At 46.9% G+C, this 23,245-nt stretch carries 15 protein-coding genes and 3 tRNA genes; 8 read left to right on the top strand and 10 right to left on the bottom strand.

What is annotated here, in order from left to right:
- Positions 1-58 precede the first annotated feature (58 nt).
- The 4 genes from rplT to NBH07_RS03540 all read left to right on the top strand — a co-directional run bounded on the left by rplT (position 59) and on the right by NBH07_RS03540 (position 5,841).
- On the top strand, positions 59-403 hold the full coding sequence (gene rplT, locus NBH07_RS03555) for a 50S ribosomal protein L20 (protein WP_005857682.1): 345 nt from the start codon (positions 59-61) through the stop codon (positions 401-403).
- A 603-nt stretch (positions 404-1,006) separates the two neighbouring features.
- Positions 1,007-1,252, top strand: coding sequence for an RNA-binding regulator (gene rbp / locus NBH07_RS03550; protein ID WP_005857680.1), 246 nt, complete (start codon positions 1,007-1,009; stop codon positions 1,250-1,252).
- Positions 1,253-1,379: 127 nt separating this feature from the next.
- Entirely contained in the window at positions 1,380-3,557 is a 2,178-nt protein-coding gene (locus NBH07_RS03545) for a beta-N-acetylhexosaminidase (protein WP_009017254.1), read from the top strand.
- A 40-nt stretch (positions 3,558-3,597) separates the two neighbouring features.
- Positions 3,598-5,841 (top strand): GH92 family glycosyl hydrolase, encoded by a 2,244-nt coding sequence (locus NBH07_RS03540; protein WP_005857676.1) that lies wholly within the window; start codon positions 3,598-3,600, stop codon positions 5,839-5,841.
- 94 nt (positions 5,842-5,935) lie between these two features.
- On the opposite strand, the gene NBH07_RS03535 is transcribed toward NBH07_RS03540, so the two are convergent.
- Both NBH07_RS03535 and NBH07_RS03530 read right to left on the bottom strand, forming a co-directional pair.
- Positions 5,936-6,862 (bottom strand): magnesium transporter CorA family protein, encoded by a 927-nt coding sequence (locus NBH07_RS03535; RefSeq protein ID WP_008772410.1) that lies wholly within the window; start codon positions 6,860-6,862, stop codon positions 5,936-5,938.
- 259 nt (positions 6,863-7,121) lie between these two features.
- A complete protein-coding gene (locus tag NBH07_RS03530) occupies positions 7,122-8,309 on the bottom strand; it encodes an immunoglobulin-like domain-containing protein (RefSeq protein ID WP_039848597.1) in 1,188 nt (395 codons plus the stop codon).
- 90 nt (positions 8,310-8,399) lie between these two features.
- Here NBH07_RS03530 and dnaB point away from each other — a divergent pair, with 90 nt between their 5' ends.
- Together dnaB and pulA are read left to right on the top strand one after the other, a co-directional pair.
- The gene (gene dnaB / locus NBH07_RS03525; RefSeq protein WP_008772408.1) at positions 8,400-9,917 is read left to right on the top strand and encodes a replicative DNA helicase; all 1,518 of its coding nucleotides are present in this window, start codon (positions 8,400-8,402) and stop codon (positions 9,915-9,917) included.
- Between the two features lie 129 nt (positions 9,918-10,046).
- The gene (gene pulA / locus NBH07_RS03520) at positions 10,047-12,044 is read left to right on the top strand and encodes a type I pullulanase (RefSeq protein WP_009017257.1); all 1,998 of its coding nucleotides are present in this window, start codon (positions 10,047-10,049) and stop codon (positions 12,042-12,044) included.
- Positions 12,045-12,135: 91 nt separating this feature from the next.
- Here pulA and NBH07_RS03515 read toward each other — a convergent pair whose 3' ends face one another.
- Together NBH07_RS03515 and NBH07_RS03510 are read right to left on the bottom strand one after the other, a co-directional pair.
- Entirely contained in the window at positions 12,136-13,407 is a 1,272-nt protein-coding gene (locus NBH07_RS03515; protein ID WP_009017258.1) for a phosphoglycerate kinase, read from the bottom strand.
- Positions 13,408-13,503: 96 nt separating this feature from the next.
- Entirely contained in the window at positions 13,504-13,965 is a 462-nt protein-coding gene (locus NBH07_RS03510; RefSeq protein WP_009017259.1) for an alanyl-tRNA editing protein, read from the bottom strand.
- A gap of 100 nt (positions 13,966-14,065) precedes the next feature.
- Here NBH07_RS03510 and NBH07_RS03505 point away from each other — a divergent pair, with 100 nt between their 5' ends.
- Complete coding sequence (locus tag NBH07_RS03505; RefSeq protein ID WP_009017260.1) at positions 14,066-16,381, top strand: sensor histidine kinase; 2,316 nt, start codon at positions 14,066-14,068, stop codon at positions 16,379-16,381.
- On the opposite strand, the gene nrfA is transcribed toward NBH07_RS03505, so the two are convergent.
- The 5 genes from nrfA to NBH07_RS03480 all read right to left on the bottom strand — a co-directional run bounded on the left by nrfA (position 16,378) and on the right by NBH07_RS03480 (position 20,652).
- Positions 16,378-17,838 carry an ammonia-forming cytochrome c nitrite reductase gene (gene nrfA, locus NBH07_RS03500; RefSeq protein ID WP_009017261.1) on the bottom strand — a complete coding sequence of 487 codons (1,461 nt, stop codon included), beginning with the start codon at positions 17,836-17,838 and terminating at the stop codon, positions 16,378-16,380. The two genes, NBH07_RS03505 and nrfA, sit on opposite strands and share 4 nt — an antisense overlap.
- A gap of 139 nt (positions 17,839-17,977) precedes the next feature.
- Positions 17,978-18,051, bottom strand: a tRNA-Arg gene (locus NBH07_RS03495).
- Positions 18,052-18,079: 28 nt separating this feature from the next.
- Positions 18,080-18,153: transfer RNA gene (locus NBH07_RS03490), tRNA-Arg, on the bottom strand.
- A gap of 27 nt (positions 18,154-18,180) precedes the next feature.
- Positions 18,181-18,257: transfer RNA gene (locus tag NBH07_RS03485), tRNA-Arg, on the bottom strand.
- A gap of 76 nt (positions 18,258-18,333) precedes the next feature.
- Positions 18,334-20,652 carry a patatin-like phospholipase family protein gene (locus tag NBH07_RS03480; protein WP_005857656.1) on the bottom strand — a complete coding sequence of 773 codons (2,319 nt, stop codon included), beginning with the start codon at positions 20,650-20,652 and terminating at the stop codon, positions 18,334-18,336.
- Between the two features lie 112 nt (positions 20,653-20,764).
- Here NBH07_RS03480 and NBH07_RS03475 point away from each other — a divergent pair, with 112 nt between their 5' ends.
- Entirely contained in the window at positions 20,765-21,088 is a 324-nt protein-coding gene (locus tag NBH07_RS03475; RefSeq protein ID WP_005857654.1) for a thioredoxin family protein, read from the top strand.
- A gap of 57 nt (positions 21,089-21,145) precedes the next feature.
- Here NBH07_RS03475 and htpG read toward each other — a convergent pair whose 3' ends face one another.
- Positions 21,146-23,200: a molecular chaperone HtpG gene (gene htpG / locus NBH07_RS03470; RefSeq protein ID WP_005857652.1), complete on the bottom strand. Its 2,055-nt coding sequence runs from the start codon at positions 23,198-23,200 to the stop codon at positions 21,146-21,148.
- Positions 23,201-23,245: the final 45 nt, after the last annotated feature.

Raw genomic sequence — 23,245 nt, 5'->3', positions numbered from 1 at the left:
CATTAGCAATCAAGTTCATCCTACGAGATGACGCTAACATTCAAAACAGATTAGAATTATGCCTAGATCAGTAAATCATGTTGCTTCAAGAGCAAAAAGAAAACGGATTTTAAAACTAACCCGTGGTTATTATGGTGCACGTAAGAACGTTTGGACCGTAGCGAAGAATACATGGGAAAAAGGTTTGACTTATGCTTTCCGCGACCGTCGTAACAAGAAACGTAATTTCCGTGCTTTGTGGATTCAGCGTATCAACGCTGCCGCTCGTATGGAAGGTTTGTCTTACTCTCGCCTAATGGGTGCTTTGCACGCTGCCGGTATCGAGATCAACCGTAAGGTTTTGGCAGACTTGGCCGTTAACCATCCGGAAGCATTCAAGGCTATCGTAGCTAAAGTAAAATAAGATTTTTGCTATATAGTTAATAAAGAGCCTCCCCGAAAAGGAGGCTCTTTTTTTGTTGTTTTTGTTTGGTTATGTCGATACGATTACATATCTTTGTAACAAGAAAAAGATAAACAGGGAATGAGTTAAGCCGCACTTGTTCGATTGGGAAACTCATCAGTTTATTTTAATTCCGAGACATAGCTCTTGTCGCCAATGGCGGGCCGCACCCTTCGGGGTATGCTTAGCACGGCGGATTACAAAGGTGGCAAAGCACTCAAATCCTGTCATACGGAGTTTGTTCATATCTACAGTGCGGCTTTTTCAAATAGGGAAGAGGATCTTTAATTAGATTCTCTTCTTTTTATGCGGTTCACGCAGATAGTCTCGTTAGCTCATATAAGTAGTCTTCTGAAGATAAAGTGAATTATTTTGAAAATAAATTAGGTTTTATAGTTGGTAATCCAAAAAGAATGCTTTCCTTTGTAGCAACAAACAAAAGATAGTTTGTCTTGCTCTTTATCTTCGAGTTTCTATTCTCAGTAATGATAATATATTCTTCTAGAAATCGATCTTCACTAACATCACTTGTTTTATTATTAATTTATTTTTAATTTTTTTCGTATGAATATTTACATTGGAAACTTGAGTTATCGAGTAAGAGAATCTGATTTGCAACAAGTATTAGAAGAGTATGGTATTGTTGATTCAGTAAAGTTAATTGTTGATCGTGATACTAGACGTTCTAAGGGTTTCGCTTTCGCTGAAATGCCTAACGTTGATGAGGCTCAAAAAGCTATCGAGGAATTAAACCAAGCTGAGTACGAAGGTCGTCAGATGGTTGTAAAAGAAGCAATTCCTAGACGTTAATTTTAGAAGATATACATCTTAAAATAACTCTGAAGCGGGGAGACGATAGTCTTTCCGCTTTTTTGATATTGTCTATTATTGTTGTATATTTACGCACCAAGAATAACACAACTAAAAAATAAGTATTATGACGTTGCCAAAACGGTCTTGCATGAAAGTAACCGGACTTGCTCTCGCTTGTTCCTCACTACTTTTTTCCTGTGCTCCCAAGGAGGTTCCGCAGGTGAATTTAATCCCTAAGCCGGCCCATATCGAGGTGACTGGCGGTTATTTCAAAGTAGATAGTAATCTCATATTCGGGAATGATCAATCGGGTACGATCCGTTACGTGGTCGATGAGTCTTTTAATGGCGGGAATCCGGAAGGATATGCGTTGGACGTGACCGAGAAGGGGATTGAGTTGAGAGCCGCCTCTAAATCCGGATTGTTTTACGGGGAACAAACGTTGCGCCAGCTGTATACGTCGAAAGGGATTCCTTGCGTATCGATCCAAGATAATCCCCGTTTCCCGTATCGTGGCTTGCATCTGGATGTCTCCCGTCATTTCTTCCCGAAAGAGGAGGTGATGAAGTTATTGAACGTCATGTCTTATTATAAATTGAATACGCTTCATATGCATTTGACGGATGCCGGTGGTTGGCGTATCCAGATGGATAAATATCCGAAACTGACTACGGACGTGGCTTTCCGTACGGAATCTGATTGGCAGAAATGGTGGGATGGAAAGGATCGCAAGTATCTGCCGGAAGGAACTCCGGGGGCATATGGCGGTTATTTTACGAAAGAAGATATCCGTGAGATCGTGGATTACGCTACGGCCCGGCATATTAATATAATACCGGAAATCGAATTCCCGGGGCATTCGGACGAGGTGTTCGTGGCGTACCCGGAGTTGAGTTGTGCCGGCAAACCTTATACGACGGGTGATTTCTGCATCGGCAACGAGAAATCGTTTACGTTCATGGAGGATGTATTGTCCGAGGTGATCGAGTTGTTCCCTTCCGAATATATCCATATCGGGGGAGACGAGGCCGGGAAGGGAGCTTGGAAGACCTGCCCGAAATGTCAAGGTTTGATGCGCCGGAACGGGATGAAGGACGTGGATGAGTTGCAGAGCTATATGATTCATCGTGCCGAGGAATTCCTGATTTCCAAAGGCCGCAAATTGATCGGTTGGGATGAGATTCTGGAAGGGGGCTTGGCTCCGGAGGCTACCGTCATGTCTTGGCGGGGCGAGGAAGGGGGAATCAAGTCCGCCCGCATGGGACACGACGTGGTTATGACACCGGGTGGTTATATGTATTTCGATTTCTATCAAGCCGATCCGAAGACACAGCCGTATGCCATCGGTGGTTATACGCCGATTAAGCGGGCGTACAGTTATAATCCGGTGCCTATGGATTCGTTGACTGCCGAGGAAAGTAAGCATATCCTAGGGGTACAGGCGAATACATGGACGGAGTATATCAAGGATGAGAAGCATCTGGAGTATATGATGTTCCCTCGTGCCTTGGCGGTCGCCGAGATTGGATGGACTCCGCAAGAGGATCGTAGTTGGGAGGATTTTAAGCCTCGTATGAACGCGAATATCCCGGTTCTGCAACGGATGGGTATCCATACGTTCACGCTCTCGGACGAGATCGAGACCACGATGGAGGTAGATACCTTGCGGCGAGAGATCAAGGTCATGTTGGATGCGGAGAAATATCCGGCGGAGATACGTTACACGACAGACGGTTCTATTCCCACCGCCTCTTCCCGGGTCTATGACGGTCCGATCGTGGTGAAAGACTCCGCTGATATCAAGGCCGCTATCTTCCGTGACGGGCAGCTTCAAGGAACGCCTACCGAGAAGAAGGTGGATTATCACCGGGGTATCAATAAGCCTATACATTATAATAGTAAGCTGTATAGCGGTTATATGGCGGGTGGCATGAACGCGTTGCTGGACGGCTACAGGGGAGGCTTGACTTATCTGGACGGCCGTTGGCAGGGTTATTTGAATGACTTGGATTGCGTGGTGGACATGGGCGAGGTGACGGATATCCATAAGGTATCGTCCCGCTTTATGCAATTGATCGGCCCGGGCGTGTACCAACCGGGAGAGGTGGAGTTGCTGACATCGGAAGACAGGGAGAGCTATATCTCGCAGGGAGTTATCCCTACTACGATATCCAATACGGATAAAGACCTGTCTTTTCAGGAGTATACGTTTAACGGCGATTGGAAAGCCCGTTATATCCGTATCAAGGCAAAAGAGGCGAATAAGGGTTTCATCTTCACGGATGAGATCGTGATCTGGTAAGTATGAATCAATTAATTATCAACTAAAATACATTTATCAAATGAAGAAACAGCTAATGACCTTCCTGTTGTGTGGTAGCCTGTTCGCTACGGCACAGCAACCGGTAGATTATGTGAACCCCTTCATCGGTACGAGCAATTACGGTACGACGAATCCCGGCGCGGTTTGTCCGCAGGGTATGATGAGCGTGGTTCCTTTCAACGTCATGGGGTCGGAGAAGAATCGTTTTGACAAGGATAGTCAATGGTGGTCTACTCCTTACTCGGCAGACAATAAATTCTTTACGGGATTCGCCCACGGTAGCTTGAGCGGCGTGGGATGCCCGGAGCTGGGAGGTTTGCTATTGATGCCGACAACGGGCGAGTTGAACGTGGACTATAAGGCTTACGGCAGTGAGTACAAGGACGAGGTGGCTCACCCCGGTTATTATAGCAATACCTTGACCAAGTATAATATCAAGGCGGAGGCTACTGCCAGCATGCGTACGGGCTTGAGCCGTTTTACCTTCCCGAAAGGGAAGAGCCATATCCTCTTGAACCTAGGCGAGGGCTTGACGAACGAGACCGGCGCCACGGTACGTATCGTGAATGATACGGAGATCGAGGGGAGTAAGCTTTTAGGTACGTTCTGCTATAATCCACAGGCCGTATTCCCGGTTTACTTCGTGATGAAGGTAAACAAGGCCCCGAAGAAGATGGGTTATTGGAAGAAACAACGTGAGATGAAGGGGGTAGAGGCCGAATGGGATATCTACTCCGGCAAGTATAAGTTATATACCAGTTATACCCGTGAGATGAGCGGAGACGATGTCGGCGTATGGTTCGATTACGATACGGACGAGGGCGAGGCTATCGAGGTGAAGATGGGTATCTCGTACGTGAGCATCGAGAACGCCCGCCTGAACATGAATACGGAGCAGCCCGGCTTCGATTTCGACAAGGTCCGTACGGCGGCTAGTACGATGTGGAACAAGGATCTTTCCAAGGTACAAGTGGAAGGGGGTACGAAAGACGAGAAAACGATATTCTATACCGGTATGTATCATTTGCTGATCCATCCGAATATCCTGCAAGACGTGAACGGCGAGTACCCGATGATGGAGAGCCTGAAAGTAGGCCATACCACCGGAAACCGTTATACGGTCTTCTCCTTGTGGGATACGTACCGCAACGTAAGTACCCTGATGACCTTGCTCTATCCGGAGCGTCAATTGGATATTATCCGTACGATGCTGGATATGTACCGGGAAAACGGTTGGTTACCGAAATGGGAGCTTTACGGACGTGAGACCTTTACGATGGAGGGCGATCCCTCGATCCCGTATATCGTAGACGCATGGATGCGCGGCTTGCGTGACTTTGATGAGCAAACCGCTTATGAGGCGATGCGTAAAGGCGCTACTACCCCGGGAGAGTTCAACCTGCTTCGTCCGGATGCGAACGATTATTTCAGCAAGGGCTATGTTCCTTTGCGTGAGCAATACGATAACTCCGTATCTCATGCGCTGGAATATTATATCGCCGACTGGAACTTGGCTAATTTCGCTCAAGCCTTGGGTAAGAAAGAGGATGCCAAGTTATTCCGTGACCGTTCTTTAGGTTACAAACATTATTATAGCAAGGAGTTCGGAACGCTGCGTCCGATCTTGCCGGACGGCACCTTCTACTCTCCGTTCGATCCGAAACAAGGCGAGAACTTCGAGCCTAGTCCCGGTTTCCATGAAGGCAACGCATGGAATTATACGTTTTATGTTCCTCACGATATCAAGGGACTGGCCAAATTGATGGGAGGCGATAAGAAATTTGTCGATCATTTGCAGAAGGTATTCGATGACGGCAATTATGATCCCGCCAACGAGCCAGATATCGCTTATCCTTATTTGTTTAGCTATTTCAAGGGAGAGGCTTGGCGTACCCAGAAGTTGGTCCGTCAGTTGTTGAAGGATTGCTATCATAACGCCCCGAACGGTGTCCCGGGTAACGAGGATACAGGCACGATGTCCGCTTGGGCTATTTTCTCCATGATGGGCTTCTACCCAGCTTGTCCGGGCGACGTGAACTATGTATTGACTTCCCCGACTTTCGATAAGGTTACGATCCAGCTCGACAAGAAATTCTATCCTAAAGGCGAATTGGTAATCGAGTCTAAGCATAGTAATCCGGAAGCGATCTACATCAAGGACGTTTTCGCCGGCGATAAAAAGCTAAAGGGCTACACCATCTCGCAAGAGGAATTGGTGAATGCCGGAACCTTGCGTTATATCCTCGAGGATACGCATAAGTAAGCCAAGATAAAGATATACCGAATTTGATATTTACCGGACGCAGATGACACCGACAAGCACGGGTGATCTGCGTCCGGTTTATTTATTTGATATCCTAGAACCATTTGATCTTCCTGAATATGAAAAAGGCCGTAGCGGATAGCAAGATCGAGAGCAAGATGATAACCACGAAACCATGCGGCATATCCTCCATGTAGATCGGGACGTTCATCCCGTAGAAGCTAGCGATTAATGTCGGAACCATTAAGATAATGGAAAGTGATGTCATACGTTTCATGATCGTGTTCACGTTGTTGGAGATGATAGAGGCGAAAGCGTCCATCGTACCCGTAAGAATATCGCTATAGATATTTACCGTGTTATGGGCCTGTTTCAACTCGATCTCTACGTCCTCCACTAAATCCTTGTCGATATATTGCGGCTCTTGGAAAATATTCTGGAGCTTGGCCAGCATCACCTCATTCCCGCGGATGGAGGTGTTGAAGAATACCATGCTTTTCTCCAGCTTCATCAACGCCAGAAGATCCTCGTTGCGGATGCTTTTCTCCAACGCCTTTTCCGCCTCGGTGACGGCGTAATTGATTTGTTTCAGGTATTTAAGGAACCATACGGCCGATGAGTGGATCAGCCGGAGGATCAACTCATACTTGTTTTTAATCTGGAGTTCCTTCCGTTGGGTATAGCGGATGAAATCGGGGATCAAGTCCGTCTTATGGTAACATACGCTTACGATGATCTCATTGTTCGTGATGATACCGATTGGCACCGTATTGAACGGGATGTCATGATCTTGGTTCTGCAACGGGATACGTAAGATGGTAAGCAACCAATTCCCCTCGTACTCGATACGGGGACGCTCGTCCGTATCGGCTATATCGCTCAAGAAAGATTCGGGTACGTTAAATCGATCCATCAAGAATTGAAGATCTTCGGGAGTCGGGCACTCTACGTTTACCCAACTGTTAGGAAGCCATTGGTTCTTCTCCACATAACCGGCCTCACAATAAAGAAATTGTCTCATTATTGCCTCCTTTCGTGTTTAATCCGAGCAGAGGATCAATGAAACCCTCCGCCTCGTTAGTTCATACTCTGTTCTGTTTCTAGCGGGATACTGTCGTCCATAATTTGAAAATTACTTTTTACGGGTGCAAAGATAATACTTTTTTACGTAAGTAAAGTTATGTCGCTGTATGCTGACAGCAATATTGTTGCCAGTTTACGTTAGCATAGGCTTACTTCTCTGAGAGTATTGCGATACTTCTGGTAATAGTACTGGCCGTCTATTCAATCCCGCATTTTCCCTCTTCGTTGAAGTAGAAGAAGAGCCCGGTATCTATGCTGGCCGGGCCATGGATACGGTTTACGGCGGGTTCCCATGCGGGCATCAACTGGAGTACCCGTAAGGCTTCATCGCGGAACTCATCATAGGTTTTCCCCGTATTGCGAGGATACAGTATATTCTCGGGTAGGCTTATGGGATTCTGTAACATTCCTAAGGAATCGATCGTGAAGGAGTAGAAGAGTCGTACCTTCGTGCCCGTACCTTTATAAGATTCGGGATAACGCAGGTTCTGTTCGAAGAAACGGATCATGGCTTCTCTTCCTCCCTTGAACTCGGCCATGGGGCGAGGCTCGTGGAGCCGGCTGGCGAAGCGTGTGTATTCCTCATAATCTTCCGGGTTATCGGATAGGTAGAATGTGGCGGTTAAAGGGTAATGGACGAGGCCGGCGCCATGTCCGGTGCTGACGCTCTTATGCACCCGGTACAATCCCGGAGGGTTTTCCTTGAGTTCGGGTAGCAAGGTGGCCGAGAAATCGTCTCTTGTCTGGTTAGGAAAGATCGGATAGCCGAGAGCGACGAAGGCGGTGGGTTGCGGGATTCCTTTCCATGCCCTCCCGTCGAAACGCTCGATGAAATACTCTTCGCCTCCCATCCCTTCCAGGTCGGTATGGTTGGTGATAGCGATCTCGATCCGCTCGATGTTGGTTGGGTAGACGTTCGGTCTTACTCGCATGGAGAAGTGGGTGGTGTCCATGCTGATAGCTTCCTCGGGTGGCCGGTCGTAAGGGCCTCCGCCGATCCGGATGAGGGGCGAGTCGAATACGTACGTCTTAAATGCTTTTACATACGGAGCTTCCACTATGATAAGCTGTAGGAAGACGGAGTCGTCCGTGTTCCAGAGGGAGGCCATGTTTCTGCGGATCTTCCGGAGATGCGGGGGAAGGGTATCGTATTCCTTGCCGAAGAACAATTCTATGCTGTCCCGTATCTGCTTGGCGGTCCATCCTTCCGTGGAAACTGAAGATGCGGCATGGGTATCAGTCGGTAACGGTAGGGTATCTTGCCGTGCTATGGATTGGGAGTCGGCTGAGTAGTCGCTACTGTTTTCCCCTTTCTTTTGTTTGGTATGGCAGCCGTATAATAGGCAGCCGCCCATGATAACTAATCCGATAAAATACGCTTTCATGATTCGACAGGTTTTAATTCCTAAATATAAAGAATCTTTTTCAGAAATGGGTAAAAGATATTACCTTTGACTCCCCAAATAGAAAGAATGATGGCAGAAGGAACAAGAAATACAGGAAGAGGAAGGAAAAAGCCTGTGGAGATGCTCCCCGATATGGGGCGTCTTCAGCCACAGGCCCGTGAGTTGGAGGAGGCTGTGTTGGGTGCGTTGATGCTGGAGAAAGATGCGTACTCGATCGTCAGCGAGATCTTGAAGCCGGAGTGTTTCTATGAGAAAGCGCATGAGAAGATTTATGCCGCTATCGTAGACTTGGCGTTGAGCCAACGTCCCGTGGATATGCTTACCGTAACGGAGCAATTGAAGAAACGGGGAGAATTGGAGGATGTAGGCGGACCGTTCTATATCTCTCAACTTACCAGCAAGGTGGCCAGCAGCGCCCATATCGAGTATCACGCCCGTATCATCGCCCAGAAATATCTGGCGAGGGAGTTGATCTCTTTCACGGCGATGATCCAAGGAAAGGCATTTGATGAGACGCTCGATGTAGAGGACCTGATGCAAGAGGCGGAGGGCAAGTTGTTCGAGATCTCGCAACGTAACGTAAAGAAGGATGTCACCCAGATCAACCCCGTCATCAAGGACGCTATGGAGATGTTGCAAAAGGCGGCCCTCCAGAAGGAAGGTCTGAGCGGATTGCGTACGGGCTTCGAGGGGTTGGATAAGATGACTTCCGGTTGGCAGAATTCCGACCTTATCATTATCGCCGCCCGTCCGGCCATGGGTAAGACGGCTTTCGTGCTTTCCATGGCGAAGAATATGGCGGTGAATTTCAATACGCCTGTCGCCCTGTTCTCGCTCGAGATGAGTAACGTGCAGTTGGTAAACCGTCTGATCGTGAATGTCTGCGAGATACCGGGTGAGAAGATCAAGAGCGGACGCTTGGAGAGCTACGAGTGGGAACAGTTGGACTTTAAGATCAAGGAGCTTTACGACGCCCCGATCTTCGTGGACGATACCCCGAGCTTGTCCGTCTTCGAGCTGCGAACGAAAGCCCGTCGCTTGGTGCGCGAGCATGGCATTAAATGTATCATTATCGACTACCTTCAGTTGATGAACGCTAGCGGTATGAACTTCGGTAGCCGTGAGCAGGAGGTGAGTACGATCTCCCGCTCGTTGAAGGGATTGGCTAAGGAATTGAATATCCCGATCATCGCCTTGTCGCAGTTGAACCGTGGTGTGGAAGCCCGTCAAGGCGTGGAAGGTAAGCGTCCGCAGCTAGCCGACTTGCGTGAGTCCGGAGCTATCGAGCAGGATGCCGATATGGTATGTTTCATCCACCGTCCCGAATATTATAAGATTACGGAAGACGAGCGGGGAAATTCCCTGATCGGCCTCGCCGAGATCATTATCGCCAAGCATCGTAACGGTGCCGTGGGGGATGTCCGGCTGCGCTTTAAGAGCGAGTTCGCCAAGTTTATGAACGTAGAGGAAGATATAGCGGTAAGGGAATTCTCCTCGACCATGAACGGTGGAGACCCGATGCCCCCGATCCCATCGGCGGGAGCTGACTTCTTGAGTCAAGGTAGCAGTAACGAGGTTCCGTTCTAATATAGCATGAATGAGCGAAAGAGGCGAAAACGTTTGCGGTAGATTTTTCGCCTCTTCTTTTCTGTTTCGTTGGCGAATCCGATTCGAAACTTCTATCTTTGTGATTGAAAACAAATTACTGAATCAGCCATGACGAGACACTTAGTTCCGGTATCTATATACCTGTCGCTGTTGCTTAGCTGCAACTCACCGAAAGAATACAAATCCTTTGATGAATACCCTTCCTATGAGGGAGACGATCTGGAGTTGTTCTATTCCCCCACGAAATCCGTGTTCACCCTTTGGGCCCCGACGGCGGAAGAAGTCCGCTTGAATCTTTACGCCTCCGGTGAGGGAGGGGAGCCTATCCGCCGGTTGCCGATGAAATCCTCGGACAAGGGTACGTGGCGTATCTCCGTGAGCGAGGATCTGAAAGGTTCCTTCTATACCTTCCAGATCCGTATCGGCGATAAATGGCTGGATGAGACTCCCGGTATCTGGGCGAAAGCCGTCGGGGTGAATGGAAACCGTGCGGCCGTGATCGATTGGGCGGCTACCGATCCGGAGGGCTGGGAGGCGGATAAATCTCCCGAGTTGAAAAGCTTCTCCGATATTATCATCTACGAGATGCATCATCGGGATTTCTCGATCGCCGCGAACTCCGGCGTGACGCATAAAGGTAAGTTTCTCGCCTTGGCGGAGAACGGCACGAAAGGTCCGGGCGGCGTGGCTACCGGCGTGGATCATCTGAAGGAGTTGGGCGTTACCCATGTCCACATCCTTCCTTCCTATGACTATGGCTCGGTGGACGAGACCCGCTTGCAAGATAATGTGTACAATTGGGGATATGATCCCAAGAACTATAACGCCCCCGAGGGGAGCTATTCCACCGATCCTTACAATCCCGAGGCTCGTATCCGTGAGTTCAAGGAGATGGTGCGGGGGTTGCACCGGAATGGTATCCGTGTGATCATGGACGTGGTTTACAATCATACCTTCGTGGGGGATGGGTCGAATTTCAGTTTGACCGTTCCCGGTTACTTCTACCGTCATAAACCGGACGGAAGCTATTCGGATGCCTCCGGCTGTGGTAATGAGACCGCTTCGGAGCGGGCGATGGTACGCCGCTATATCGTGGAGTCCGTGAAATATTGGGCCGAGGAATACCATGTGGATGGTTTCCGTTTCGACTTGATGGGCATCCATGACGTAGAGACCATGAACGAGGTAAAAGCCGAGTTAGCTAAACTAGATCCTTCCATCTTCGTATACGGCGAGGGCTGGACCGCCAGCGATTCCCCGCTACCGGAGGATCAGAGGGCGATCAAGGTAAACGCCCCGAAACTGAATGATGTGGCCGTATTTAGCGATGACCTGCGGGATGCTTTAAAAGGAAGCGTATTCGAGACTACACAGGCCGGTTTCGCCTCCGGAAAGCCGGAAGGTAACGAGGAGTCTATTAAGTTCGGTATTGTAGGCGCTATCCGCCATCCGCAAATCGACTATAACCAAATATTATATTGCAAAGCGCCTTATGCGAACAAGCCTACGCAAGTGATCAACTATGTCTCTTGCCACGATGATCTTTGTTTGATGGATAAGTTGAAGCTCTCGGCCCCGAAAGACGCTACCCCGGATGAGTTGATACGATTCGGCAAGTTGGCCCAGACCATCATCTTCACCTCGCAAGGAGTTCCCTTCATGCGGGCAGGAGAGGAGTTGCTGCACGATAAGAAGGGCGTACATAACAGCTATCAATCGCCCGATTCAATCAATGAGATCGACTGGTCTTTGAAGGCAAAAAACAAGGATGTTTTCAACTATTACAAGGATTTGATCGCCCTTCGTAAGTCGCACCCGGCTTTCCGTATCGCCACGGCCGAGGGAGTGAGGGAGGCCCTTCAATTCCAAGAAGTGAACCAGCCCGGTGTCGTAGCGTATACCTTAGGGGAACATGCGAACGGGGATAGTTGGAAGAAGATTATGGTTATCTTTAACGGGAACCGGAAGGCGGTAACGGTTTCTCTGCCGGAAGGAACATGGGTTCCGGTTTGTAAGGATGGTCGGATTTATCTGGACGGTAAAGGTTCCGTACAGGGTAAAACTACCGTAAGCGCCTCTTCCGCCTTGATCTTGAAACAAGATTAATACGGAACTAAATCAAAGAAAATCCCCCGGGACATCTCAATGAATACCGAGCGTCCCGGGGGATTTTTTATTAAATCACTTACTTATCTGATTATTTGTAAGCCTCGCCTTTTACAGCTGCGATACCCGGAAGAACCTTACCTTCGATAGCCTCAAGAAGAGCGCCACCACCTGTAGAAACGTAAGATACGCCGTTAGCCAAACCGAATTTGTTAACGCAAGCAACAGAGTCGCCACCACCTACTAAAGAGAAAGCGCCGTTCTTCGTAGCCTCAACGATAGCCTCGCCAACCGTGCGAGATCCGTGCGTAAAGTTCTCGAACTCGAATACACCCGTAGGACCGTTCCAAAGGATCGTCTTAGAGTTCTTGATAACGTCAGCGTAGATAGCCTCGGTCTTCGGACCTATGTCAAGACCTTCCCAACCATCAGGAATCTGATCTACCGGAGCGAAATCAGTCTTAGCGTCGTTGCTGAAATCGTCAGCGATCTTAGCGTCAACAGCCAATACCAAGTTTACGCCTTTTTCTTTCGCTTTCTTGATCAAATCAAGAGCAAGATCCAACTTATCGTCCTCGCAAATAGACTTACCGATCTTACCGCCTTGCGCTTTCGTGAAAGTATAAGTCATACCACCCGTGATGATCAAGTTGTCTACCTTGTTCAACAAGTTCTCGATGATCTCGATCTTAGAGGAAACCTTAGAACCACCCATGATAGCGGTGAACGGACGTTGGATGTCGTTCATAACCTTATCGACAGCCTTCACTTCTTTCTCCATCAAATAACCGAACATCTTGTTGTCCGTATCGAAGTAGTCAGCGATCAAAGCCGTAGAAGCGTGAGCACGGTGAGCGGTACCGAATGCGTCGTTTACATAGCAGTCAGCGTAAGAAGCCAATCTCTTCGTGAACTCTTTCTGGCTTTCTTTAACGGCTTTCTTGGCAGCCTTCTTCTCCTCGTCGGAAGCGTCTTCAGCCAAACCTCTTGGTTTGCCTTCTTCCTCAGCGTAGAAACGAAGGTTCTCAAGCAACAAAGCTTCGCCCGGTTGCAAAGCGGCAGCCTTAGCGCCGGCTTCTTCGCCAATACAGTCGTTTGCAAACTGAACATCTACGCCTAACAACTCAGAAAGGTGTTTCAATATGTGTTTCAAGGAGAACTTCTCAGTAACGCCTTTCGGACGGCCTAGGTGAGAACCGATAATTACGCTACCACCATCCGCTAAGATCTTCTTTAATGTAGGAAGAGCGGCACGCATACGAGTGTCGTCGGTGATGTTGAAGTTTTCGTCCAATGGAACGTTAAAGTCAACTCTTACAAATGCCTTTTTGCCGGCAAAATTGAAATTGTCAATTGTTTGCATAACTATTGTATTTAATGTCTGTATTAAAATGTTCTTTTAATCGCTTGCAAACTTACACAAAATATTTCATTTGGCTGTTTGCGCTTGCTTTAAATTTTATACCAATTTGAAACGTAGCCGTAATCTCCCGTCGGCATAGTCGTAATTCAATAGCTTGAAATGTCCGATCTCGGATGTATTCGCCACGTGCGATCCGATACATGCGCAGGCATCGTAATCGCCTATGCGTACGATACGTAATGTATCGCTGGCATCATCGGGCAATTTACTTAAATCCACGATACCGCCGGCCTTTTCTTTTGGCATGAACTCGATGGTTACGGGTAGGTGCCGGTCGATCACCTCGTTTATCTTCTTCTCGACCTCAGCCATGGCCTCTGCGCTAGGCTCCTCCGCCAATAGATAATCGCATTTAGACTTCTTCCTCTCTATGTGTGCGTTCTTAGACCGGGGGCATCCGAACATCCGCACCATTGTCTGGTTTAAGATATGTTCCGCCGTGTGCATAGGAGGATACTCTTGCTTGTTGTGTTCGTTTAATTGGATTTCTTGTTTCATGTATTTGATGTTTTGATTGTATTTCGTGAAAAATATGCTCAAATGTACGAAATAAATCTTTAGTTTTGTAAAGTCATAGAAAACACCTTAAAGGAACGATATGCCAGCTAAGCGCTTATTTGGAATAATATCTATCATATTTCTCTTTGTTACCTGTATATCATGTAAATCCTCTACAGACTTATCGGAGGAGAAGCGTATACTCGTGATTCAATCTTACGAAAAACATTTTCCCGCCTATGAGAAGATGAAGGAAATCATGTCGAGTGAATTGCGGAAGAAGGGGATACATGCGAGTGTCTATTCTTTTTATTTGGATTGTGAGCAATATTCGGAGAAGCAACAGCGACAGAAATTATTCAAGAAACTGAATGGGTTATCGACATGGAACCCGGATATTATTCTGGTCAATGACGATCAAGCCTTAAACGCTTTGATAAGTAGCAGGCATCCCCTCGCTAAATCGATCCCGGTCGTGTTTATGGGGGTTAGTTATCCCAATATCCCGATCATCCGGAAATATCCGAATATGACGGGCTTTTATGATAAACCGGATTATAAGAGGAATATAGAATTGATACGGCGGCTTGTTGGTAATTGCATCGTCATAAGAGTCTCGGATGATACCTTTCAGGATAATATGATGCTGGCGGACATGAATGCGCAGATTCAGGATATTTGTGCCGTGAACAATATATATTCCTTGGATCGGGTACGTTTATCCGGAAAGAACGGGATTTCGATATCGGATATACCTAAGATAAAGCCGGATACGATGTATATAAGCACACTCAGTACGAAATCGGCGAATGCCCTGATTAAGGGATTCGGCGAGAATTATTATAATAAAGCGTATCTGGCAACCAAGAGGGATTATATGACAATCTCGTTGGGGCGGCTCAGCGCCTTTCCATGTTTCTCCGTGATCAATGAGTTGATCGGAAATCAGAATGGCGTAGTTGGCGGGTATGTCACTGTCTTTAAGGATGAGGTAGAGGGGGCTGTAAACCGGGTCGTCTCTATCTTGAAAGGAACGCCCCCGTCCGATTTTCCGCAAATCGAAGGGAGTAACAAGGCTTATGTTTTTGATTACGGTGTGTTAGAACGTTGGGGCATTGATAGTAGTAAATTGCCGGAAGGAGCTATTATTGCGAATATGCCGTTTGTCGTTCAATATAAATATTATATATGGGCTGCCGGCTTTATTCTGGTGGTGATGTTGCTTCTGCTTTTTAGTTACCAAAGAAAGCGATATATACAGGAGGCTTTACATAAGAAGGATGCGCAGGAGAAGTTAAAAAGGGAGAAGACTTTTCTTTCTTTTGCGTTGGATAGCGGCAACATTTTCGCTTTTCGGTATAGCAAAGGGGTATTCGAGTTTGATAATAGATTCTACCATTATTTAGGTATGCCCTGTGTACCGATGAAAATCGAGGAGTTTCAGGATGCTATACATCCTGAAGAACTGGATAATTTCCTTCGAGACCGGAATCTGCTGGATAGTGGCTTTCTTTCCCGGAAAGTGACGCAACGTCGTTGTAACTTTAATAAGAAGGGGTATGAGTGGTGGGAATTTCGCTATGCCCAAAATAAGAATGAGAAAGATTCGGTTTCCGGTGACGAAGCTGTTGAGGTAAGTGGCTTATGCTTGAATATCCAGCGGATAAAAGACACGGAGAATAGCCTTATAGCCGCCCGCCAGAAAGCGGAGGAATCCGATCGGATGAAATTAGTCTTTCTGGCGAATATGAGCCATGAGATACGTACGCCTCTGAATGCGATCGTAGGCTTCTCCCAATTGCTCAATTCGGATATGCCTTTGGAACCGGAGGAAAAGGCGGAGTTTATAGATCTGATTACCAAAAACAGTGACCTGTTGCTTAAGCTGATCAACGATATCTTGGATCTATCACGCATAGAATCCGGTAGCATGTCTTTCTCTTATGAGAACCTCGATCTGAGTAAACTGATGGGAGATATCTTCCATACGCATCAATTGATGATGCCGGAGGGAGTGGAGTTAAAGATAAGGGTTCCCCATGAACCTCTTATCATCCGTTCGGATCATTTCCGGTTGACGCAGGTTTGTACCAATTTCATTAATAATGCGGTGAAGTTTACCGCTAAGGGATATATCGAGATCGGATACGAACTTAGCGCAGATGGAAAATCGATCCTTATTTCCGTGAAAGATACGGGTAAGGGCATTCCTGATGATAAAAAGGAAAAGGTATTCGAGCGTTTCCAGAAACTAGATGAGTTTGCCCAAGGTACAGGCTTGGGGTTAGCGATCTGCCAGAGTATCGTTCATACGTTTCATGGAAGCATATCGCTTGAATCCGAGGTTGGTGTAGGTAGTAAGTTTACGATCTCGCTACCTTATACCCCGGGGTTGGAGCTGAAGGAAAGAACTTAATTACCTTCGATGAATCGTTTATTGGCCCTCGCTTCTTCCTGCCATTGGGGGATGACGGTTTCTAAAAACTTTTGTTTGGCCTGTTGCTCGGCTTCCATATCGAGGCCGATATATTGCTGGGCTTTCGCTTTCGTGGAGATATCCGGCATCGGAACGTCTTGGGTATAGCCTAGCTGCGCTAAGACCTTCATGATCTGGATGCGGGCTTGGGTAGACTTATCGAGTCCGCTGCCCAAGATACGTGTGACTTCTTGGGGCGCGTGGAAAGCCGCCCCGTGTGAGGCCACGGCGAAGTCCCAACGCCATTGTGCCTGCCGGAGCAGTTTTAATACGTTTTTCATTTGAGATTCCGTAGCGCCTTTGTCCCAAGCGAATTTCGCTTCTATATGGGCTTTTGTCAATTCTTCCTCTACACGCATGCGTATGGCGTAGACTTTGTTTTGCCGTTCATAAACATCCTTGCGTAAGGTCTCCTCACTTTCCCGGTGGCAGGCTTGGCAAGTACGGTCTATCATCGCCAACGGGCTTTTGATATGATGGTTGTTGTACCGGTTCTCATCTTCCCCGACAGCAGGCATATGGCATTCTCTGCAGGAAACGCCTCTTTGCCCGTGAATGCCCATCTGGAATAACTCGAAATCCGGATGTTGCGCCTTTATCAAATGTGCCCGGCTTAATTTATGGGTGAAATCGGTGAAGTTTATGCTATCGTAATAGGCTTCTATATTTTCTACTGTATAACCTTGATCCCAAGGTAAGGCTAGTATACGATCTTCTCCTTGGAAATAATATTCGGCGTGGCATTGGGCGCATACTAGAGATCGCATCTCTTGCTCGGTTGCGTCCTCTATACGTAATCCGTTGCGCTTATAGGCACTTTTCAAGAATGAGCGGGTCACGCGCAATCCCATGCTCTGCGGCTCATGGCAGTCTGCGCATCCGATTGGATTCACGATCTCGTTGCCTAGCTCCGCCCATTTCTTCTTATATAAGGTCTTGGCATTGGTGGTCGTTAATAAGCGGGGTATGTCCGGACTTTTACATGCCCAGCATGCGGCAGGCTGGGGACCACTCGTCGGGGTCATGGGAGCGCCGGTCCGCAGGCTTTTGTATAGATCTTCTATGGAATACATATGCCCTCTGGGACTTAGATAATCTTTGGAGAAAGCGTATCCTGCCCATAATACCATCATTCCGGGATGTTCGGCCAAGATATCAGCTTGTTGGTTCCCATTAAACAAACTGCGGAAAGTCGTGTCCGAGGTTTGTTTCCAACTTTGGTACTCATTGGAATAACGAAGGTCTATAGAGTCGCTGTTTTGTTGATCGATTGGCTGATCATCGGTATCGTCGATGAATTTGATGCTATCTTGTCCGGTAACAGTAGTACGTAAGATCACTAATACGATAATGACGATTAGACTTATGGCTATAGAAGTTTTATAGTGTGCTTTCAAGTGTTTACCTTTTATCTTAAATAAAATATTCTTTGTATTAACTGCGAATATATGAATAATAATGATACGACCGGTAGAAATTGAAAAAATCCTTATTTCATTGCTTCCGAAGACGCTGGATGAAATAAGGATTCTCAAGTGACTCGCATAGGATTCAAACCTATAACCTTCTGATCCGTAGTCAGATGCTCTATTCAGTTGAGCTAGCGAGCCAATCTGTAAATGAATTTGAATATTCAAGTGACTCCTAAAGGATTCAAACCTTTAACCTTCTGATCCGTAGTCAGATGCTCTATTCAGTTGAGCTAAGGAGCCAAGATATATTCTATTGCTATCTTCGAATGGTGACCGCGACAGGATTCAAACCTGTAACCGGCTGATCCGTAGTCAGCTACTCTATTCAGTTGAGCTACGCGGCCATTGTTTCGTGATTGCGAGTGCAAAGGTACGTTTTTGTTTTAAATATGCAAACGTTTCGACTACTTTTTTGCGAATTTAATCTAACATTTTTGGATTGAAGATCAGGTAACCAATGTTTAAGCCAAAGTTGAAATTCTCCTTCGGATAACTGTATCCGTTGGCGTACAGACTGATACATAAGAATGGCAATTGCAATACGACCGCCGCTTCACCCATATAATTAAACGAGTGCAAAAACTTACCATAATGCGGGATTCCGACATACGGGTTGTTTTCCGGCACCGTCTTTTGTATTTCATAGAGTGGAGCGAAGCCATACATATCCAACCGGAAGTGCAGAAGCTTGCTTAACTTCAAGATCGGGGAAAGCCCAAAAGCCACATATTGGTTCGCCCGGAACGCCTCGTTGAATACAATCTCGCTATGGGGTGTCGGGGTAAACGCCGGGGCCTGTAATACGCTAGCCGTATAGTTATTCATGAGGTTCTTGCTGGATATGACCATTTCCGCCAAATAACCTAAGTTGAAACGGTTGCTCAGCGTCTGGTATTGGTTCCAGCGCCCTTTCAGTTGCAGCCAGCTATGCACTTTGCGACCAATCGGGGCTTCCGTCGTGGCGGAAGTGGGGGATGGGGTATACTTCTCCGTACCGGTTACGTATTGGGCGATTAGGAATTGCTGTTTTCCGCTTATCGGGTATTGTTTGGTGTTGAGTGAGTTTTGCTCGATACTTAACGAGCCGCTGAATAAATCGTACCAGCTATGGTCGAAAGAGGCGTTCGGGAAAGGTATCGTGGTGCTCTGCAAATAGAAATCGTTCAACCGTCCGTAGGCGAACCCGATCTCCGCTTTCGCGTGGTTGAGGAAGGGGAAGCCTAATTTTAGTTTCATGTACAGTTCTTTCTGCTTAATCATGGCGGGCACTATATCCTCATAAAAGAGGGATTGGCTTTCCGTGTATTTCTTGTCCGAGAAGACTCCTTGCCAATTTAAATAAGTGGGGATTTGCGTTTGCAGGTACATCCGGCCACTCAACATGACACCACTAAAGGAGTTACCCACTTGAAAGTTCGAGTTTACGTCGGCGGCGAACCGTCCCAGATATTGATACCCCAATCCTAGGTATAATTGATTCGCTTGATGAGACGATACGTTTCCACCGAAGCCAACCGTGATCTCTTCTTTCATCTTCACGTCCAGGTAAAGATCGAATTTCTTCTCTTTCCGGTTATAAACGGCATGCGGCATGATTTCCCTAATCTTGGAATAGGTCAGCATCTTGAAATAAGCCCGCTTGAACTCTTCCATGGAGAACTCGTTATTGATATCCCTGTGTAATTGGGCCTCTATGTATTTACGCTGGGCCTCGGATACGCCCGTCACGTAAATATTGCGGAAGATCAGCGGGGGAAGGTTCTCTTTATAGGCTTTTCTTCTTTCGGTAACCTCATTTAAAGGCACTTCCCGGGGAACCCGTTGCTTGATGGAGTCGATCATGGAAAGGGTACGTTTATACCCGATGTCCATAAGCTCCTTACCTTTCTGGAAATCCAATAAGGAGACGGTGGGAAAACTGAATTTAATCATCATGCCATCTTCCTCCGGTACCTCGTAATCGGTCTTTTGCATGATCATGGTCTCGATCTGGTTATAAGGATTCTCCGAAGGCTTTTTATTCCCTCCCGATACCGTCGATCCGAAAATGAAATCCGGGTGGAACGCGTCTTTCATCGGGCCTACCGGGAAATTATCGTAGATACCTCCATCGAATAAAGGAATACTGTCTTTCCATATGGGCTGGAAGAAAAACGGGAAAGTCATGGAGGCACGTACGGCGTCTCCCAGATCCCCATTCTTAAAGATGATCGGCTTTTTAGTATATATATCCGAGGCCACGCAACGGAAAGGGACAAACAGGTTGTCGAAATTCCACCCCGCCTTTGCCGTCGCCTGCGAGAACAAGGCCATGAACGCCTGATTCATCTGTATGGGATTGATCAAGCTTTGCGGTAAGAAGCTAGCCTTGATCTGTAGGGAATCGGACATATCGATGGAGAAATGCGCGAATTCCGGGGTCGGGTAAGGCTCCTTGAAATAATAGGTATATTGCTCCTCCACCGTACCTGTTTGCCAATAGGAGAACTCCTTGGAAAGCATCAGCTCCAGCATCTCCTCGGGGGAATATCCCATGGCGTATAAACTACCGATAATCGCCCCGATGGAGGTACCGGTAATGTAATCGATCGGTATATTATTTTCTTCCAGCGCCTTGATCACTCCGATATGTGCCGCTCCTTTGGCACCGCCGCCACTGAGTACCAACCCTACTTTCTGGGCGGAAACAATCTGAATGGCAGCAAGGAATAAGGCTATGATAACTGTTATTTTCCTCATATGAACCCAATCTGTTTTTCTTCTCCAAATGTAAGAAGTATTTCTTTAGAAACATAAACATTTTGTTTTTTCGTATTGTTGAGTTATCAATACAATTAAAACAGAAGATGTTATGAAAGAGAAAGAATTGAATAGGGAAGAGCGGAATAAGACCGTTATGGAGACTGGTGCTTTGGTCATGGCTGAGTTTTATGCGGATTGGTGCCCTCATTGCCAGAAAATGATGCCGATCGTGAAGGAGTTCAAGGAATTGGAGAAAGGAAAATTAGAAGTGGTACAAATCAATATCGAGGAGGAGAGCGCTCTTGCCGATTTGTATACGGTGGAATCGATTCCTACTTTTATCCTGCTACGGAAAGGGGAGGCTTTGTGGAGACAATCCGGCGAGATGAACTTGGATAGGTTGCGGAAAGTGGTCGAGGATGTCGTGGGCTGAAACTAAAAAAACCGTTCCCCCGAGAAGGAACGGTTTTTTATATATGTGAGGATTGGTTTATCCGATCAGTTCTACGCTACGTTTGATGAATTGGCTTAAGGCCTCTCCCTTCAGCATACCGTTTCCTAACAAAGCAAGGTCGATCAACTGACTAACTGTCTTGTTCGTACCGGCGTACTCGGCGAGAACTTGGTTGCGTTGCTCACGAAGCTCATCCAGCTTATGGTTGGTGTTGGTCATATCCTCTTTCTCTTGCGCCGTGATCTCATCTTCTTTCTTTTTGCTTTGAGCCTCACGTAAGTCGGCTTGACGAGCCTCCCACCCTTTGATATCGCTAAGGATCGGTTTTAACTTCTCGTCGCAAGCTTGCTCCTCTTCAGTTAATACTTTCTTGATCAACGGATGATCCGTATTCAATACGAAGTTGAAGCTATCCGGCATCTCGCCATAGAAAGACATACCCGGTTGCATAGCGGACATCTCACGCATTCTTCGCATATACTCGCTTTGTGTCAACATGACAGGGTTCGCGTTTTCGCCCAATGCCTCGAATGTTACGTAGAACTCGGTCTTGTTCAATTTCGGCATCTGACTCTTGAATACTTCCTGCATGGCCATTTTCTGCTCCTCGCTCAAGGTTACCTTATTCGAGTCTTCCTTGCGGATCAGGTTATCGATCGTATCGCTATCCACACGAACGAAGCGGCTCTTCTCGAACTTCTGCTCCAATTGTCCGATCAAGTGTACATCCAATTGTCCGTCCATTTCCAAGACGCTGTAACCTTTGTCCTTTGCGGCTTGTATATAGCTGTATTGCTCGTCTTTATTGGTGGTATACAGATAGATTAAGTTACCCTCTTTGTCTGTCTGGTTGTCCTTGATTAAGTTCTTGTATTCCTCGAAAGTGAAGTATTTGCCTTCGACATCCTTGAATAAGGCGAACTTAACCGCACGGTCGTAGAACTTCTCATCAGTCAACATACCATATTGGATGAATAGTTTCAAGCTATCCCATTTCTCCTCGAACTGCGGGCGGTCGTTCTTGAAGATCTCTTCCAAGCGGTCTGCCACCTTCTTCGTGATGTGGTTGGAGATCTTCTTCACGTTCTGATCGCTTTGCAAATAGGAACGGGATACGTTCAACGGGATATCCGGCGAATCCAATACACCATGCAATAATGTCAAGAACTCAGGAACGATACCCTCTACGGAATCCGTAACGAATACTTGGTTGCAATATAACTGGATCTTGTTACGATGCAAGTCGATATTGCTCTTGATGCGAGGGAAATATAAGATACCGGTCAAGTTGAACGGATAGTCTACGTTCAAGTGAATCCAGAACAACGGCTCATCCGTCATAGGATATAAGTCACGATAGAACTTCTTGTAATCCTCGTCGGTCATATCGGCCGGTTTGCGAACCCATGCCGGTTTGGTGTCGTTGATTACGTTATCTTCGTCCGTATCTACATATTTGCCATCCTTCCACTCTTGCTTCTTGCCGAACGCAATAGGAACCGGTAAGAAACGGCAGTATTTTGTCAATAAGCCATTGATCTTATCCTTGTTCAAGAAATCTTTATTCTCGTCGTCGATATACAGGATAATATCGGTACCGCGATCCTCTTTCGTCGTTTCCTCCAAGGAGTATTCCGGCGTACCGTCGCAGCTCCATTTCATGGGAACAGCGCCTTCTTTGTACGATTTCGTCACGATCTCTACTTTCTTGGAAACCATGAAAGAGGAGTAGAAACCAAGACCGAAGTGACCGATGATAGAAGCGGCGTCGTTCTTGTATTTCTCAACGAACTCCTCGGCGCCAGAGAAAGCGATCTGGTTGATGTACTTATCGATCTCCTCGGCCGTCATACCGATACCCCGGTCAGAGATCGTGATCGTTTTGTCATCGAACTTAACCTGTACGGTCAAATCGCCGAGTTCGCCTTTAAACTCGCCTACGGAAGAAAGCGTTTTTAACTTCTGGGTAGCGTCTACCGCATTAGAAACAAGTTCACGAAGGAAGATTTCGTGATCACTGTATAAGAACTTCTTGATAATCGGAAAGATGTTTTCCGATGTTACTCCGATGTTACCTTGTTTACTGCTCATAGTCTGAATATCTTATTATTTTTATTGTTATTTTGTGCGTATTCC

This window comes from Parabacteroides sp. B2-S-102 (assembly GCF_023656665.1).
In the GTDB taxonomy this organism is placed as follows: domain Bacteria; phylum Bacteroidota; class Bacteroidia; order Bacteroidales; family Tannerellaceae; genus Parabacteroides; species Parabacteroides distasonis.
Note: the sequence above shows the minus strand (reverse complement) of the source record. Positions and strands in the feature narration are given on the sequence as shown.